This window comes from Mucilaginibacter sp. (assembly GCF_028288225.1).
GTDB lineage: Bacteria > Bacteroidota > Bacteroidia > Sphingobacteriales > Sphingobacteriaceae > Mucilaginibacter.
Map to the genome: position 1 here is coordinate 18,568 of NZ_JAQBOC010000014.1, position 16,101 is coordinate 34,668.

Here is a 16,101-nt window from a genome sequence, read left to right on the forward strand (position 1 = left end):
AACTGTTTACTGACTCCGGACTTAAGGCTTACGACTATAGACTTAAAAAAATGGAAGCCGGAAAAGAGACACCACCACCTATTATTGATCAGCTTAGAGAATACGCTGAAACGCGTATTAAATTGGCAAAGTACCAGGCAATTGAAGGAGGAACCTCAATTGCAGCAAGCCTTATTGCCGATGTTGTTGCAGTAATGAGCATGGTGCTGGCTTTTGTATTTGCCAGCTTTACCCTTGCGTTTTATTTAGGTAGTTTATTTGGCGCCGATTGGATGGGATTTGGATGCGTTGCCGTTTTATATTTAATAATAGCACTCACCATTAAATATAATAAATCGGCTATTGAAAAGCCAATTGTTAATGCGTTTATCCACAAGATCTTTAAAAACTAATGCAAATGGATGTACCTATCGGAAATATAAATGATCTAAGGAATGAAATATTAAGGCTGAAGGGGCAGGAGCGTGAGCAAAGCGTTGCCATTGGCCTGCGGTTTAAAAATTTCTCATCAACCATATCAACTTTAGGATCGCTGTTCCCCAGGTCATTTTCGGCTGATGGCAAATCTACCGGCTTTTTCGATCAGGACCTTGTAGGGCTAATTTCCCGCTTTGTTTTACCTTTCACGCTTAATAAGACCATATTCCGGCATTCAGGCTTTTTGGTAAAAGCCCTGGTAGGCCTTGTTTCACAAAAAGCATCACATTTTATATCTGAAGATTCTGTGATGGGCCTTTGGGATAAAATAAAAACTCTTTTTGCCGCGAAAGAAAAAAAGAGTAAAAATCCTGAACGTAACACTATCCCTCCTTTAAGCGAAACTTATTAAGTAAGTCATTAGCCCGGAGTCAAAAGTCATTAATCGTTTTAATGGCAATACTTATTACTATTGACTTAACACTAAAAACGTATATTCGAATAAATTTTTATTCGATGAACGCTTATCTCATTATCAAACAACTTCATTCGGGGTTCAGGTACATTGTATTTATATTAATACTGGTAGCCATTATTCAATCCCTCCTGGGCTGGCTGGGGCAAAAACCATACACCCAGCTTAACCGCAAGATCAATTTGTTTACCCTGATATCGGCACATACCCAGCTGCTTATCGGCTTGGTGCTGTTTTTTTTAAGCCCTCTTGTGCAATTTAACAGCGGCACCATGAAAAATGACGTTACCCGCTATTTCACTGTTGAGCATTGGGTAGGGATGATCATTGCCATTGTTTTAATAACCATTGGGCACAGCAAATCAAAAAAGATAATATTGCCCGAAAGCAAACACCGTACGGTTGCAATTTACTATATCGTAGCTTTTTTAATAATTGTGGCTACAATAATGGCTGGTAATCTGCCTGTTTTAGGTTCACAATCATAAAAAAATGCAGAAAAAATTTGCTAATTCAATTTTCTTTATAAATTTGTGACCGTAATGATCAAGATCAATCATAATAATAGCTGGTGGCACCAATTAATTTTGGCAGCCGGCTAACTTTTTGATCTGATCAACTAATCAATTGTAAACCTAATAGGAAACCCGGCGAACCTCATTCGCAGGGTTTTTTTTGTTTTTAAGACTTTTTTAAAAGGATATGAAGAAATATAAAATTATAACAACGCTGAAAAAAATGCTTGCCGATACCACAACTCCGGTAAGCATTTACCTGCGCTTGCGCGATGTTTTCCCCAACTCGTTACTGCTTGAAAGCTCTGACTACCATAGCCGTGAAAACAGCATGAGCTATGTTTGCTGCGAGCCGATAAGCGGCTTTGTTTTAAATGATGGCGCACTTAAAGTAACTTATCCGGATAGCACTGAAGAACACTTTACGCCAGGCAATTTTGATCTTATCAGCAAGATCAATGAATTTATAAGCAGTTTTGAAACCAATCCAATCCCCGGTAAAATTATATCCAATGGCATCTTTGGCTATTTTACACATGAAGCCGTTGAACATTTTGAAACCATCCGCCTGAAACAAAGTGCAGATACCGCCCGCAAGGTGCCGGTTATGCAGTACCATATTTACAGGTATATCATTGCTATTGACCATTTTAAAAATGAGCTCTATATTTTTCATAACCAGCCGGAAGGCGAAGCAGATAATAACGGCCTTGAAAAATTAGCTGATCTTATCCGCAACAAAAACTTCCCTGAATATCATTTTGAAAGCAAGGACGGGGAGCAATCAAACCTAACCAACGAAGAGTTTATGGCTGTGGTTGAAAAAATGAAGCAGCATATTTACCGTGGCGACGTGTTCCAGATTGTTCCTTCGCGCGGATTTTCTAAAAAGTTTTTGGGCGATGAATTTAATGTGTACCGGGCATTGCGCTCCATAAACCCATCGCCTTATTTGTTTTATTTTGATTATGGCGATTTCAGGATCTTCGGCTCATCGCCCGAGGCGCAGATAACGGTAAAAAATGGAATAGCCAATATATTTCCAATAGCCGGCACATTTAAGCGCAGCGGCGATGATGAAAAGGATGCCGAAATAGCCCGTCAGCTGGAAAACGACCCTAAGGAATCTGCCGAACACGTTATGCTGGTTGATTTGGCCCGTAACGATTTAAGCCGCCACTGTGGTGAAGTTGAAGTTAAGGCCTTTAAAGAAGTGCAATATTACTCGCACCTCATTCACCTGGTATCACATGTGAGCGGTAAGCTGCTGCCTGGTGTATCATCCTTTAAAGTAGTTGCCGACACTTATCCCGCGGGTACTTTAAGCGGCGCACCAAAATACCGTGCAATGGAGATCATCGACGAAAATGAAAAAACAAAACGCAGCTTTTACAGTGGGGCAATAGGCTTTTTGGGTTTCAATGGTGATTTTAATCATGCCATTATGATCCGCTCGTTTTTGAGTAAAAACAGCACCCTGCATTACCAGGCGGGTGCAGGCATAGTTGCCGGCTCAATAGCAGAAAGTGAACTAAAGGAAGTTGATAATAAGATAGCTGCTTTACGGAAAGCGATAGAATTGGCTGAAGAGCTTTAAGGCGGCCCCCTAACCCCCTAAAGGGGGAACAGGAGATGAATAATTAAAAAATAAAATGACAAATAGCAATGATATAAGCTCCACCTCCCCCTTTAGGGGGCCGGGGGGCCGGATTTTAATAATAGACAATTACGATTCATTCACCTATAACCTGGTGCACCTGGTTAACGAAATTGGCATGCAATGTGAGGTGTGGAGAAATGATAAATTTAATATTGATGATGTGGACGCTTACGACCGCATTATCCTGTCGCCCGGCCCCGGAATACCAAGCGAGGCCGGTTTGCTGCTGGAAGTAATTGAAAAGTATGCACCAACAAAAAGCATCTTTGGCGTATGCCTTGGTCAGCAGGCTATAGCCGAGGTTTTTGGCGGCAAGTTGTATAACCTTAGTCAGCCGATGCATGGCATTGCAACTCCTATTAAAGTAACCGATAAGCAGGAAAAGCTTTTTTTAGGCTTGCCCGAAAGCTTTAAGGTGGGCAGGTACCACTCATGGGTTGTAGATGGAGATGCGCTGCCGGATTCATTGACTGTTACCGCAATTGACGAAGCCGACAACTCATTAATGGCCCTGAGCCACAAACAGTATGATGTGCGCGGCGTGCAGTTTCACCCGGAATCAATATTGACTGAGCATGGGAAAGAGCTGATGCAGAACTGGTTGAAGCCGGGCCCCCCGACCCCCTAAAGGGGGAGAGAATAGCGGGGTGGCTTTTCTGAATATTAATTAACATATTGCAAATCAAAAACTCCCCCTTTAGGGGGTTGGGGGGCTAATGAACATTTTAGATAAAATCGTCATCAACAAAAAGCGCGAAGTACTGGCTGCCAAACGCCGTACATCATACACAAAGCTGGAAGAATCAGACTTTTTCCAAAGGGATTGCTATTCTTTTAAAGATTTTTTGCTTGATCCCGGGCGGACTGGCATTATTGCTGAGTTTAAGCGCAAATCGCCCTCAAAAGGAGTAATTAATGATAGGGTGAGCGTTAAGGCGGTTACCAATGGGTATGCAACAGCGGGCGCTTCGGCGTTATCGGTCTTAACAGACCGCAATTTTTTTATGGGCAAAAAAGCAGATCTTGTTGCTGCCCGCCAGGCCAATAGCATTCCCATTTTGCGTAAGGATTTTATGATTGATGAATATCAAATAATTGAAGCAAAATCATTAGGTGCTGATATTATTTTACTGATAGCGGCTATCCTTACACCCGCCGAAATTCAAACGCTGGCATCACTGGCGAAAAACCTGGGATTAAATGTATTGTTGGAAGTGCATAACCTCGAAGAACTGGAGAGAAGCATCAACCCCAACCTGGATGCTATTGGTGTAAACAACCGTAACCTGGCAGATTTTACAGTATCCGTTGAAACCTCTTATAAGCTGGCCCCATATATTCCTTCTGAATTTTTAAAGATCTCGGAAAGCGCCATCAGTAATCCTGAAACCATCAAACAACTAAAAATAGCCGGCTTTAACGGGTTTTTAATAGGCGAGAATTTTATGAAACAGGAAGATCCCGGATTGGCCATGCAGGAATTTGTGAAAGAACTGTAGAAGATGTGCGGATGTGCGAATTTTAAATGTGCGGATGATTGAATAGTATTTGGTATTATTGAAAGGCATCCGCACATATGCATATCCACACATCCGCACATCATCTTCACATCATTTGCCAATCCACCCCAAATTCCCTATTTTCACAAATCACATTCATCCCCGTAAATATGAAAAAAAAACTTACGCTCGCTTTTATTGCAATAGCTGCAGCAGCAAGTGCCCAGCAAAAAACCATCAGCGGTTTTACAGCAGCTTCGGCAGCTAAAGAACTGCAAACCGAACAAGCTTTTGATGCCTCATTAAGCGCTCCGCGTATAGGCGAAACTATTAAGGAGCTTACAGCATTTCCGCATAACGTGGGCTCGCCGGGAAGCAAGGCGGTGGCCGAAAAGATCCTGCAGAAATACAAAAGCTATGGGCTTGATGCTCATCTTGAAACGTATACAGTGCTTTATCCTACCCCAAAAACGAGGGTATTGGAGCTTATCGGTCCAACAAAATACAGCGCGCTGCTAAAAGAGCCGGCATTGACCGAAGATGCCACATCCGGCCAGGCTGATCAATTGCCAACCTATAATGCCTGGAGTGCCGATGGTGATGTAAGTGCGCCACTGGTATTTGTAAACTATGGCTTACCCGATGATTACGAAACGCTTGCCAAATTGGGCATTGATGTTAAAGGTAAAATTGTAATTGCCAAATACGGCCGTTCATGGCGTGGAATAAAGCCTAAAGTAGCCTATGAACATGGTGCAATTGGCTGTATTATTTACTCCGACCCTAAAGATGATGGCTATACTGCCGGCGATGTGTACCCTAAAGGCGCATATAAGAACGAATATGGCGTTCAGCGCGGTTCGGTGATGGATATGGTGATTTATCCCGGCGATCCGCTTACACCCGGCATTGGCGCTACTAAGGATGCCAAACGTTTAGACAGGAAAGATGCCGCAACCATATTAAAGATCCCCGTACTCCCAATTAGTTATCATGATGCCCAGCCATTGCTGGCGGCATTGGATGGCACTGTTGCCCCGCGCGACTGGCAGGGTGGCTTGCCTATAACCTATCATGTTGGCCCGGGAAAAACAATGGTACATTTAAAGCTTGAGTTTAACTGGGATATGGTGCCGGCTTATGACGTTATAGCCAAAATAAAAGGCTCGAAATGGCCGGACGAATGGGTAATGCGCGGCAATCATCATGATGCCTGGGTAAATGGCGCCGGCGATCCTATAAGCGGTCAATCGGCTATGCTTGATGAGGCAAAAGCACTTGGCGATTTGTTAAAAACAGGCTGGAAACCAAAACGAACCATAATTTATTGTTCGTGGGATGGCGAGGAGCCGGGATTGCTGGGCTCAACAGAGTTTGCCGAAGGGCATGACAAGGAACTGCAGGAAAAAGCGGTTGTATACATTAACTCAGATGGTAACGGACGCGGTTTTTTAGGATCGGGCGGCTCACAGGCGCTTGAACCTTTTATGGACGAGATAACCCAAAATGTAAACGACCCGCAAACTAATGTAAGTGTGTTTGCACGTAAAAAAGCGCATGAGCTTGTTGGTGCATCATCAGTAAAAGACAAAAAAGAAATACTGGACAGGAAAGGCGGTAAATTGGAATCATTAGGCTCCGGATCTGACTATTCTTCATTTTTACAACACCTGGGGATCCCAACTTTAGACCTGGGCTTTGGCGGTGAAGACGGCGGAGGAGAATATCATTCAATTTATGATTCATATGATGATTACCGCAGATTTAAAGACTCATCATTTAAGTATGGTGTTGCTTTATCACAAACTGCCGGGCATGCTGTTTTACGTATGGCCAATGCCGAGCTGCTGCCGTTTGATTTCCGCAACCTGCAATCCACCATTAATAAATATGTTACCGAATTGAATGAGCTGGTTGATAAAATGCACGAAAACACCGCTATGGATAACCAGCTTATAAAAGCAAACGACTTTGCTTTAGCCGCCGATCCGACAAAACACGAGCAGCTTCCGGTTGCAAAAGACAGCGTACCAAAGCTTGATTTTACCGCTTTAAAAACCGCGGTTGATACGCTCAAAAAAGTTGCTGATAAACTGGCAGCAAGCTGGACAATTGCATCACAAACCAATGGCAATAATGACAAGCTGAACAAATTGCTTTACCACGCCGAACAGCAATTACTATCTGCCGGCGGTTTGCCACGCCGCCCGTGGTACAGGCATACCATTTACGCCCCTGGCTTTTATACCGGTTATGGTGTAAAAACCCTGCCCGGCATCCGCGAAGCAATTGAACAGCGCAACTGGAAAGAAGCACAGGACCAGGTTGGCGTTGTAGCAAAAAGTATAAATAATTTGGTGGAATATTTGAGCGCGGGGAGTTAAGATTTTTTAATTCCCCTCCCTGGAGGGGGCGCGTTGGACAGTGAAGTGGCAGGGGTGGGTTTCTGCGCCATGCATTTACGCTAATGCACTGGCGTAAATGTATGGCGAACACACCCCTGCACTTCTCTCAAGAGAGGAATCGCATAGGCCTTGCTTTTGATTATGCTTCATCAAACACCACCAACGCCTTCTCAATTCTTTTAACAGTCTCTTCTTTCCCCAGCAGCACAGCAATATCAAACACATGCGGGCCAAACTTACCGCCCACCAGCATAATGCGGAAAGGCAGCATTAACTCCCCTGCTTTTATACCCTTTTCTTCAGCTAAGGCCTTAAATGCAGTTTCCAGTTCAACAGGTTCGAACGTTTCGGTGGTATTTACGGTATTGATAAAAGCGTTAAAGAAATCTGTTTTAGCATCCGTCCATTTTGGCTTAACAGAGTTCACATCGTATTCCTTTGGCTGCTCAAAAAAGTAAGCGGCCTGGTGGTAAAAATCCGGCAGTAACACGCAGCGGTCCTTTACCTTATCAATAACCTGCAGCAGGTAATCATCATTAGTAACAACAATTCCTTTATCCTCCAAAATTGCTTTCACTTTTGGCTTTAAGCTTTCAGCTTTCAGCCTTTTAATCCACTCCGCATTGAACCATTTGGCTTTTTCAAAATCAAACTTAGCCCCTGCCTTGCTAACGCGATCTATTGAGAATTTTTCAACCAGTTCATCCAGTGTAAAGATCTCCTGATCGGTGCCGTCATTCCAGCCAAGCATCGCCAGTAAGTTCAAAAACGCTTCGGGTAAAAAACCAAGCTCGCGGAAACCTGGGGTAAGCTCGCCTGTTTTGGCATCAAACCAATTCATGGCGTAAACCGGGAAACCCAGGCGTGCGCCATCGCGTTTGCTGAGCTTGCCATGACCATCAGGTTTTAATATCAGTGGTAAATGCGCCCATTGCGGCATATCAGCCTTCCAGCCTAAATATTCCCACAGCAATAAATGCACAGGTGCTGATGGCAGCCATTCTTCTCCGCGAAAAGCATGTGTAATTTTCATCAGGTAATCATCAACCACCACAGCCAAATGATAGGTAGGCATTCCATCGGCCTTTAATAAAACCTTGTCATCAACCTGGTTGGTTTCAAAGCTTACATGACCGCGGATCATATCGTTAAAGCTCACCCTTTCGTCAGCAGGCATTTTTATGCGGATAACATGAGGCGTATGGGCATCAAGCAATTGATCAACCTCATGCTCTTTTAGTGATAATGAGTTGCGCAGTCCATCGCGGTAGGCTTGTCCGTATTGAAAGTTAGGAATCTCCCTGCGGTTTTGTTCCAGCTCTTCGGTAGTATCAAAGGCATAATAAGCGTGCCCTTCTCTTACCAGCTTTTCGGCGTATTCGCGATATAGACATTTGCGTTCGCTTTGGCGGTATGGGGCATAAGGGCCACCCACAACCGGACTTTCATCAGGGGTTATTCCGCACCAGTTCAGGCAATCCAAAATATATTGTTCAGCACCTTCCACATAGCGGCTTTGGTCGGTGTCCTCTATCCTTAAAACAAAATCGCCGCCATTTTTTTTGGCGAAAAGATAATTAAACAACGCTGTGCGTACACCACCCAGGTGCAACCCACCTGTAGGACTTGGTGCAAACCTTACTCTAACTTTTTTATCAGACATAGTTTGGCAAAGATAGGTTTATAGTCCGAAAGACGGAAAGTCCAGAAGTCGGAAAGTCGGTAAAGACTGAAAGTTGAATTTGGAATGATAGACGGGGGTATACCATAGCGATATATCTATATACGCAGGGCGTTACCCTGCGCTAGTATATTGGACTCTTTCAGGGTCAGGAAAAATGGAAAATACAAAGCCCTGAAGGGTGAAATCCATCAGCGCAGGTCGCAGGCCTGCGTTAAATCCGGGTTTGAAACCCAGCAATACAAGATTCCCCGTCCCGCATTTTTCTCTTTTTCCGACTTTGATACTAAATACGTATTTTGGGCGGATATAAGAAAGCTGTTTTTCTGACGTTCCATCTTTCGGACTTCCGGACTTTTCGACTTTCGGACCACACCCATGAATCCATACCAACAAAAAAAACGCTGGAAATATTCACTGCTCACATTTGCAATGGTAATTGCCAGCGGGTCATTATTATATACCAGCTATCTTGTGCGCAACATTGCAAGATCCGAGCGTACACGTGCCGAAGTATGGGCGTTTACCATGAAACAGCTCACCATATCAGATGATAATGATTTTTTAAATTACGTTTTTGCTGTACGCGACAGCCTCACCGTTCCCGCTATTGTTACAAACGATAAGGGCGATATCCAGCTTTCAAGAGGTTTAGATCAAACCAAAACATTTATAAAACTCGCAGCAGAGGGTAATAAAAAATTGACTTATGACCCGGAATATTTTAAGCGCGAACTGGCCTATATGCAAGACCAGCACGCCCCCATAAGGCTTAATGTTTACGGTGAAAAATGGCTGGTTTACTATAAAGACTCAGCGTTGCTTACCCAGTTAAAGTATTTTCCTTATATCCAGCTCTCGGTAATAGCTATATTTTTATTGCTGGCTTATACAGCCTTCAGCTCATCGCGTAAATCGGAGCAGAACCAGGTGTGGGTTGGGCTTGCCAAAGAAACCGCGCATCAGTTGGGTACGCCCATATCGTCATTAATGGCCTGGATTGAACTCATGAAGGAAAAATATAGCGCAGGGGATGATTCATTAATTGCTGAAATGGAAAATGATGTTAAACGGCTGGAAATTGTTGCCGACCGTTTTTCCAAAATAGGGTCTACACCAAAGCTGGAGGAGCACAAGGTTTACGAGGTTGTAAAAGATTTTGTTGATTATTTTAAGGTAAGGGTAAGTAAAAATATAAGCATGGAACTAACTGGCAACCCGCATTTAGAGGCGGGCTTAAATGTGCCTTTGTTTGATTGGGTATTGGAAAACCTGCTAAAAAATGCGGTAAACGCAATTGAAGGCAAGGGATCAATACAGGTTGATATATCGGGGAATAAAATAAAAAAACAGGTATTTATCGATGTATCTGATACCGGCAAGGGCATCCCACGCTCAAAATTTGATACCGTTTTTCAGCCGGGCTATACTACCCGTAAGCGGGGCTGGGGGCTGGGCCTGTCATTAACCAAGCGCATGATAGAAAACTATCACAACGGGCAGATCTTTGTGAAGGATTCGGAATTAGGAAAAGGGACAACTTTTAGAATTGTATTAAAACACACACGCTATGATAAACAGACCAATCCCTGATGAATATTCAGCATATGCTGCCAGGTATCTTGACCTTGTTGGCAATGACCCTATATTGGAGATCCTGGAACGCCAGAAAGAAGAGAGCTACAACTTATTTACAAGCCTAAGTGCTGATAAAGCATCGTACACATATGCCGAAGGCAAATGGACCATTAAGCAGGTTGTTGGCCATATGGCCGATACAGAAAGGGTTTTTGCTTACCGTGCGCTTGTTTTCTCGCGTGAATCTATCACCCTGCCGGGTTTTGACCAGGATGTTTATATGGAGCAGGCGACCTTTAACAGCCGCCCGCTTGAAGATCTGGCAAATGAATTAAAAACCGTGCGCGAATCAAGCCTGTATCTTTTCCGCTCATTAACAGAACAGCAATCAACGCAGAAAGGGATTGCCAGCGGCAGTCCGTTTTCTGTTAGGGCTTATGCTTATATGATAGCAGGTCATGAAATGCATCACATGAAGATTTTGAAAGAGAGGTATTTAGTTAGTTGATATTAAATTACTGTAGTTATTCTTGCGAAGACTTTTTTGATAAATATTTCATATCTACTAAATACGAAACAAAAAGGCCTAACCCTCCGAATACTGCTATTAGCGCAAAGTAAATAGCTACATTGGCATCGCTGTCAAAATCACCGTTTACGTGTTTAAATGCGGTATTGTCTAACAGGTAAGCGAAAAATAAACCTAAGCCAGATCCTATAAGCAGCAATCCCCATCTTAAATTAGTATGCGGCTGCGGCAAGTCAATTCTTGGGTTCATTCCGCGTTCAATCATTGCCATTCGTTCTCTTTTGTAAAGGTAAACGATTCCAAAAATCATTGCGAAGAATGCCAGCGGTACTATAATTGCCACCATTACTCCGAGTTCTTTTGCGTGATCTTCCATGATATTTAATTTTTTAAAAGTTAATAAATATTTTTTGTTTTAAACACCGTTGTGGTGTATTTGTATGCTATGACCACATGGTTATGACGGAGGTTACAGTCTTTTGAAAAAAAGTTGTAAGGGTTGTTGTTGTAATGATGGCAGATCACCCGTAGGGGCGTATCGCATACGCCCTTGTACTGCAGTCAACCCGTTGGCAAGGGCGTATGCGATACGCCCCTACATAAATATACCTTCCCCTTTTCTAATCCAACTTTACAACATTCCAACCTTACAACAAATAATAAACTATCTTTACAAAAGGGTGTAACCTCCAACAAAAATACATCGTCAGAGAGCTATAGTAGATGCAGAGCAAGCTTTCAGATATAGAGTTGATAGACCAGGTGCTGGCGGGGAACCAGTCGGCATACGCCGATTTGGTTAAACGGCATCAGCGCTTTGTATTTACATTGGCTATGCGTTTTGCAAAAGGGAGAGAAGACGCCGAGGAGATTGCGCAGGATTGCTTTATAAAAGCCTACCGTTCACTGGCATCTTTTCAAAGGCAATCAAAATTCAGCACATGGCTTTATAGTATTGTATATACTACCGCCATGACATTTTTAAGGAAGAAAAGAGTGGATACTGATTCGATAGATGACGAAAACACTTATATACAGGTAGAAAACCATTCCTCTGCATATGATGTTAATAATGCGGAGAACAGATCAAGGTCGTTTTACCTGAACCAGGCTATAGAACAGCTTTTGCCGGATGATGCAACCATAATTACCCTGTTTTACAAAGGCGAGCAATCGCTGGAGGAAATTGGACAGGCATTGGGGATAGAAGCCAATACGGTTAAAGTAAAATTATTCAGGGCGCGCCAGCGTTTAAAAGAAAAGCTGGAACGCAATTTAAAACATGAGGCTAAAGAACTGATATGAATAACATAGAAGAAACACTTTGGAACTATATTGATGGCAATTGCACACCGGATGAGCAAAGCGCCATCAGCAAGCTAATAGCAGGCGATGAAGCATACCGCATAAAATACCAGGAACTGCTGGCCCTTAATAAGGAGTTTGCTGCTATTGAGCTGGATGAGCCGCCTATGGCCTTTACTTACAATGTAATTGAAGCCATCCGTACCGAACAGGCGCAGGTACCGCTTAAGGCGGCTATTAACAAGCGCATAATTATGGGGATAACGATATTTTTCGTGCTAACGTTAACCGGGTTTTTAATATATGCTTTAACAAGCATGAATTGGTCAGGCCAAAGCATCCCGGATCTTGCTGTTAAGGTACCTGCCAATTTTAAAATGCCCGATGTTAGCGCGCATATATCAAAGCCGGTTGTTGAAGGCTTTATGTTTTTTGATGTGGTGCTGGCCCTGTATCTGTTCGACACTTTTTTACGCCGCAAAAACGTTCCAAAACAAGTAAATTAGTGTACAAAAAAAACAACAAAGTATTTGCTGTTGTATACACTTTGTAAAGCTGCTTTCAGTATTTTCCATTTAAAGCACATGTATATTGTTTCGTTAAATTGTCAAAAAAAGTTGATTGGCAATTATTGGTATAGTAATTGATAAATATAACGCGGACCGGCACTCGTCGGTTCAATTGTGATAAGGTTTAGGTTGAAAGTCCCCTGCAGCAAGTGCGGGGGGCTTTTATTTTTTATAGACTTTACTTTTGCGATAATTTTCAGTCTGATACTTTGTCATAATCCAACTACAATCTATAACTTCGTGTAAAAATTTAGATATGAGAAAGTGTTACCTGTATGTACTTGCTATACTTTTAGCAGGGGTCAGTTTTAAAAGCAATGCCCAGGCGCCGCGCATTCCGGAAGCAAGTCCGATGCAAACCATTATCCAGGATTTTGGCTTAGGGAAAATAACCATAACCTATTCAAGGCCCAGTGTTAAAGGGCGTATGATTTTTGGGGGAATAAACCCTTACGGACAGGTTTGGCGCACTGGTGCCAATGCCGCTACTACTATAAGTTTTACCGAAAATGTAATTGTTGAAGGGCACAGTGTACCGGCCGGCACTTATTCATTATTTACCATACCGGATAAAAATGAATGGACAGTTATACTGAATAAAACTGCTAAACAATGGGGTGCCTATAGCTATAAACAAGCTGATGACCTTTTGCGCTTTAAGGTAAAACCTACTTACCGCGCCGAAAAACGTGAAAGCTTTACCATACAGTTTGCTGATGAAACCACTCATTCTTCTGATCTGCATTTGGTTTGGGACCATACAGCTATATCTATAAAACTAAATACTGATGATGATGCCAAGATAACAGCTAACATTGACGAGCTGATGAAAGGTGACCGTAAACCTTATTACTTTAATGCCATACAATATTATTATGAAAATAATAAGGACATGAAAAAGGCATTAGGCTGGGCTTTGGAGGCCGAAAAGGTTGAGCCCAAGGGTCCATGGTATAAATTATGGGAGGCCCGGATCCGGCTTAAAATGGGTGACAAAGCGGCTGCCATTAAAGCAGCACAGGAAGGCATTGAGCTTGCAAAGGCGAGCAATGACGATGAATATGTACGATTAAACCAGGCGGTTATTGACCAGGCAAAGAGCTGATTTGATTTCGGATGTTCGATTTCGGATTTTTGAACCATGATTAAAAGATTTCTTGATTATCTGCATGATAAGCATCAGGAAATCGCACAACCCTTTAATCATGGTTCAAAAAATAATGTGCAACAACCACTAACCCTCACCCATTGAACATCATAAAATCGTTAGGAATATTCCTATTAGCCGGCCTTTGTGAGATAGGCGGCGGGTATTTGATCTGGCTCTGGCTAAAGTCTGATAAGCCGGTATGGTACGGTATTTTTGGCGGGCTTATCTTGATTATGTATGGCGTTGTAGCTACGTGGCAAACAGCAAACTTTGGCCGCGTATATGCCACTTATGGTGGGGTCTTTATAGTGATGGCCTTGCTTTGGGCCTGGAAGGTAGACGGCTTTAAGCCTGATAAATATGACATTATCGGGGCCGGCATAGCTCTGATTGGCGCGTGTATAATTATTTATATGCCAAGGAAGTAGTTATTGTTTTTTGTCAATGCGAGCGAAGCGCGGCAACCTCGTCGCAAGCAGGGCCGGTCTGTATAGCTACGAGGTGGCTTCGTCGTTCCTCCCCGCAATGACACGGTTTTTATTATCCGGCATTAATGGATTAATCGCCGCTGCTATTACAATCACCAAAATACAACCTATAGCATTCAGCCATAAATAAGCTACCAGTTCAAAGTATCCCATGATACATATTAATGCTTCGGTAATTACAGCGGCTATAAAAACTGCATTGCCCCGTATGTTTTTTAAATAAAAGGCAACTACAAATACCCCCAGTATGGTGCCATAAATATATGATCCTAATTGGTTAACAAACTCCAGCAAATTGCCAACCTTACTGGCGTACAGCGCCATCAGCACACATATAACTCCCCAAAATATGGTTGCTAACCTCGACGCAAGTAAATAATTTTTATCGGTAGCGCCGGGATTAATAATGCGTTTATAAATATCGACAACACTGGTTGATGCTAATGAATTCAAAGCGCTTGCCGTTGAACCCATTGAGGCCAGGAAAACTATGGCTACAAGTAAACCTATTAATCCCCTGGGCAGGTAGTGCGTAACAAAGTTCAGGAACACATAATTGGTATCGTCCCCATTAGCTTTCACATTATTTTTTTTCATCAAAGCAATAGCTTCCCTGCGGATCTCCCCTGACGTTTTGTCAACAACCTTTAAAGCTTGCTGCGCCTGGCTTATTTGCGTCTTGTCCTTACTGTCCAAAGCATTTACTAAATTCTCAGCCTTGCTTTTACGCTGCTCAAAAATTGCGGTGTATTTATCTTCAAGCTGGTTATACTGACCGGCATAATTGCTTTTCTTTACCTGTTCAACCTCGTACCTGTTAAAAAACATTGGCGGCCGGTTAAATTGGTAAAATGCAAAAACCAGGATCCCTATCAATAAAATTAAAAACTGCATGGGGACCTTTAACAGGCCATTCATAATCAGTCCCATACGGCTTTGGCCAATTGAGCTGCCGGTTAAGTAACGGCCAACCTGGCTTTGATCTGTACCGAAATAAGAGAGCTGTAAAAAGAAACCGCCGATAAGGCCGCTCCACACGTTGTAGCGGTTGTTAGGGTCAAACTTCCAGTCTATAACGTTCATGCGGCCCAATTTGCCGGCAAGCTTAATTGCTTTTACAAAGCCAACCCGTTCGGGCAGCAGGTGCACTACCATCGCGCCGGCAAAAAACATCCCTAAAAATATAATGCTCATTTGCAGCAGTTGTGTGTATGATACCGCTTTGGTGCCGCCATAAACCGTATAAAATATTACCAGCCCCCCAATAAACAGGGTGGTATAAACCGTATTGATATTAAGTATGGTTGATAAAATAATGGATGGCGCATAAATGGTAATACCCGTTGAAAGGCCGCGCTGGATCAAAAACAGAAAGGAAGTGAGCGCCCTTGTTTTCAGATCGAAGCGGTTCTCTAAAAACTCATAAGCGGTATATACCTTGAGCCTATGAAAAATAGGGACGAAGGTAACGCAAAGCACTATCATGGCCAGCGGCAGGCCCAAGTAAAACTGAACAAAGCGCATCCCGTCTGAGTAAGCCTGGCCCGGTGCCGATAAAAAGGTGATTGCACTGGCCTGTGTTGCCATTACCGATAGGCCCACATGGTACCACGATAACGAGCGGCCGCCCATAAGGTACTGGTCGATATTTTTGTTAGCGCCGCTTTTCCATACCCCATATATTACAATGGTAAGCAGTGTAACGCCAAGAACGATCCAGTCGGTTAAGCTCATTCAAAAAGGATTGTAATGAGCCAGAAAATAAAAATTAACAGAACCAGCCAGCCGGCGACGATGCCGTAAAACTGGTTCCAGCTATGTATAAATGAT

16 protein-coding genes are annotated in these 16,101 nt (G+C 43.0%); 13 read left to right on the plus strand and 3 right to left on the minus strand.

The features are described from left to right. Window positions 1-50: 50 nt before the first annotated feature. The 7 genes from JWQ54_RS03295 to JWQ54_RS03325 all read left to right on the plus strand — a co-directional run bounded on the left by JWQ54_RS03295 (window position 51) and on the right by JWQ54_RS03325 (window position 6,950). Complete coding sequence (locus JWQ54_RS03295; protein ID WP_299580156.1) at window positions 51-392, plus strand: phage holin family protein; 342 nt, start codon at window positions 51-53, stop codon at window positions 390-392. 5 nt (window positions 393-397) lie between these two features. Then, complete coding sequence (locus tag JWQ54_RS03300; RefSeq protein WP_299580159.1) at window positions 398-829, plus strand: hypothetical protein; 432 nt, start codon at window positions 398-400, stop codon at window positions 827-829. A gap of 104 nt (window positions 830-933) precedes the next feature. Further along, on the plus strand, window positions 934-1,380 hold the full coding sequence (locus tag JWQ54_RS03305) for a cytochrome B (RefSeq protein WP_299580162.1): 447 nt from the start codon (window positions 934-936) through the stop codon (window positions 1,378-1,380). A gap of 214 nt (window positions 1,381-1,594) precedes the next feature. Further along, the gene (locus JWQ54_RS03310; protein WP_299580165.1) at window positions 1,595-3,004 is read left to right on the plus strand and encodes an anthranilate synthase component I family protein; all 1,410 of its coding nucleotides are present in this window, start codon (window positions 1,595-1,597) and stop codon (window positions 3,002-3,004) included. Window positions 3,005-3,059: 55 nt separating this feature from the next. Beyond that, window positions 3,060-3,695 (plus strand): aminodeoxychorismate/anthranilate synthase component II, encoded by a 636-nt coding sequence (locus JWQ54_RS03315; protein ID WP_299580168.1) that lies wholly within the window; start codon window positions 3,060-3,062, stop codon window positions 3,693-3,695. Between the two features lie 88 nt (window positions 3,696-3,783). Further along, window positions 3,784-4,566: an indole-3-glycerol phosphate synthase TrpC gene (gene trpC, locus JWQ54_RS03320; protein WP_299580171.1), complete on the plus strand. Its 783-nt coding sequence runs from the start codon at window positions 3,784-3,786 to the stop codon at window positions 4,564-4,566. 170 nt (window positions 4,567-4,736) lie between these two features. Continuing rightward, window positions 4,737-6,950, plus strand: coding sequence for a transferrin receptor-like dimerization domain-containing protein (locus JWQ54_RS03325; RefSeq protein ID WP_299580174.1), 2,214 nt, complete (start codon window positions 4,737-4,739; stop codon window positions 6,948-6,950). A 160-nt stretch (window positions 6,951-7,110) separates the two neighbouring features. On the opposite strand, the gene gltX is transcribed toward JWQ54_RS03325, so the two are convergent. Continuing rightward, a complete protein-coding gene (gltX, locus tag JWQ54_RS03330) occupies window positions 7,111-8,634 on the minus strand; it encodes a glutamate--tRNA ligase (RefSeq protein WP_299580177.1) in 1,524 nt (507 codons plus the stop codon). 396 nt (window positions 8,635-9,030) lie between these two features. On the opposite strand from gltX, the gene JWQ54_RS03335 reads away from it, so the two are divergent. After that, window positions 9,031-10,245, plus strand: a complete 1,215-nt coding sequence (locus tag JWQ54_RS03335) for a HAMP domain-containing sensor histidine kinase (protein ID WP_299580180.1) — start codon at window positions 9,031-9,033, stop codon at window positions 10,243-10,245. Beyond that, window positions 10,223-10,738 carry a DinB family protein gene (locus JWQ54_RS03340; RefSeq protein ID WP_299580183.1) on the plus strand — a complete coding sequence of 172 codons (516 nt, stop codon included), beginning with the start codon at window positions 10,223-10,225 and terminating at the stop codon, window positions 10,736-10,738. The genes JWQ54_RS03335 and JWQ54_RS03340 overlap by 23 nt, the downstream gene beginning before the upstream one ends. Window positions 10,739-10,754: 16 nt before the next feature. Here the strand turns inward: JWQ54_RS03340 and JWQ54_RS03345 are convergent, their stop codons facing one another. After that, window positions 10,755-11,135, minus strand: a complete 381-nt coding sequence (locus JWQ54_RS03345; RefSeq protein ID WP_299580186.1) for a DUF6249 domain-containing protein — start codon at window positions 11,133-11,135, stop codon at window positions 10,755-10,757. 347 nt (window positions 11,136-11,482) lie between these two features. Between JWQ54_RS03345 and JWQ54_RS03350 the strand changes: the two genes are divergently transcribed. The 4 genes from JWQ54_RS03350 (at window position 11,483) to JWQ54_RS03365 (ending at window position 14,211) form a co-directional block, all read left to right on the plus strand. Continuing rightward, complete coding sequence (locus JWQ54_RS03350; protein WP_299580189.1) at window positions 11,483-12,064, plus strand: sigma-70 family RNA polymerase sigma factor; 582 nt, start codon at window positions 11,483-11,485, stop codon at window positions 12,062-12,064. After that, a complete protein-coding gene (locus JWQ54_RS03355) occupies window positions 12,061-12,570 on the plus strand; it encodes a hypothetical protein (protein ID WP_299580192.1) in 510 nt (169 codons plus the stop codon). The genes JWQ54_RS03350 and JWQ54_RS03355 overlap by 4 nt, the downstream gene beginning before the upstream one ends. Before the next feature lie 319 nt (window positions 12,571-12,889). After that, window positions 12,890-13,738 (plus strand): DUF2911 domain-containing protein, encoded by an 849-nt coding sequence (locus JWQ54_RS03360; RefSeq protein WP_299580194.1) that lies wholly within the window; start codon window positions 12,890-12,892, stop codon window positions 13,736-13,738. 143 nt (window positions 13,739-13,881) lie between these two features. Beyond that, window positions 13,882-14,211: a YnfA family protein gene (locus tag JWQ54_RS03365; RefSeq protein WP_299580197.1), complete on the plus strand. Its 330-nt coding sequence runs from the start codon at window positions 13,882-13,884 to the stop codon at window positions 14,209-14,211. Between the two features lie 66 nt (window positions 14,212-14,277). Here JWQ54_RS03365 and JWQ54_RS03370 read toward each other — a convergent pair whose 3' ends face one another. Continuing rightward, window positions 14,278-16,005 carry a sodium:solute symporter gene (locus tag JWQ54_RS03370; protein ID WP_299580200.1) on the minus strand — a complete coding sequence of 576 codons (1,728 nt, stop codon included), beginning with the start codon at window positions 16,003-16,005 and terminating at the stop codon, window positions 14,278-14,280. Window positions 16,006-16,101: the final 96 nt, after the last annotated feature.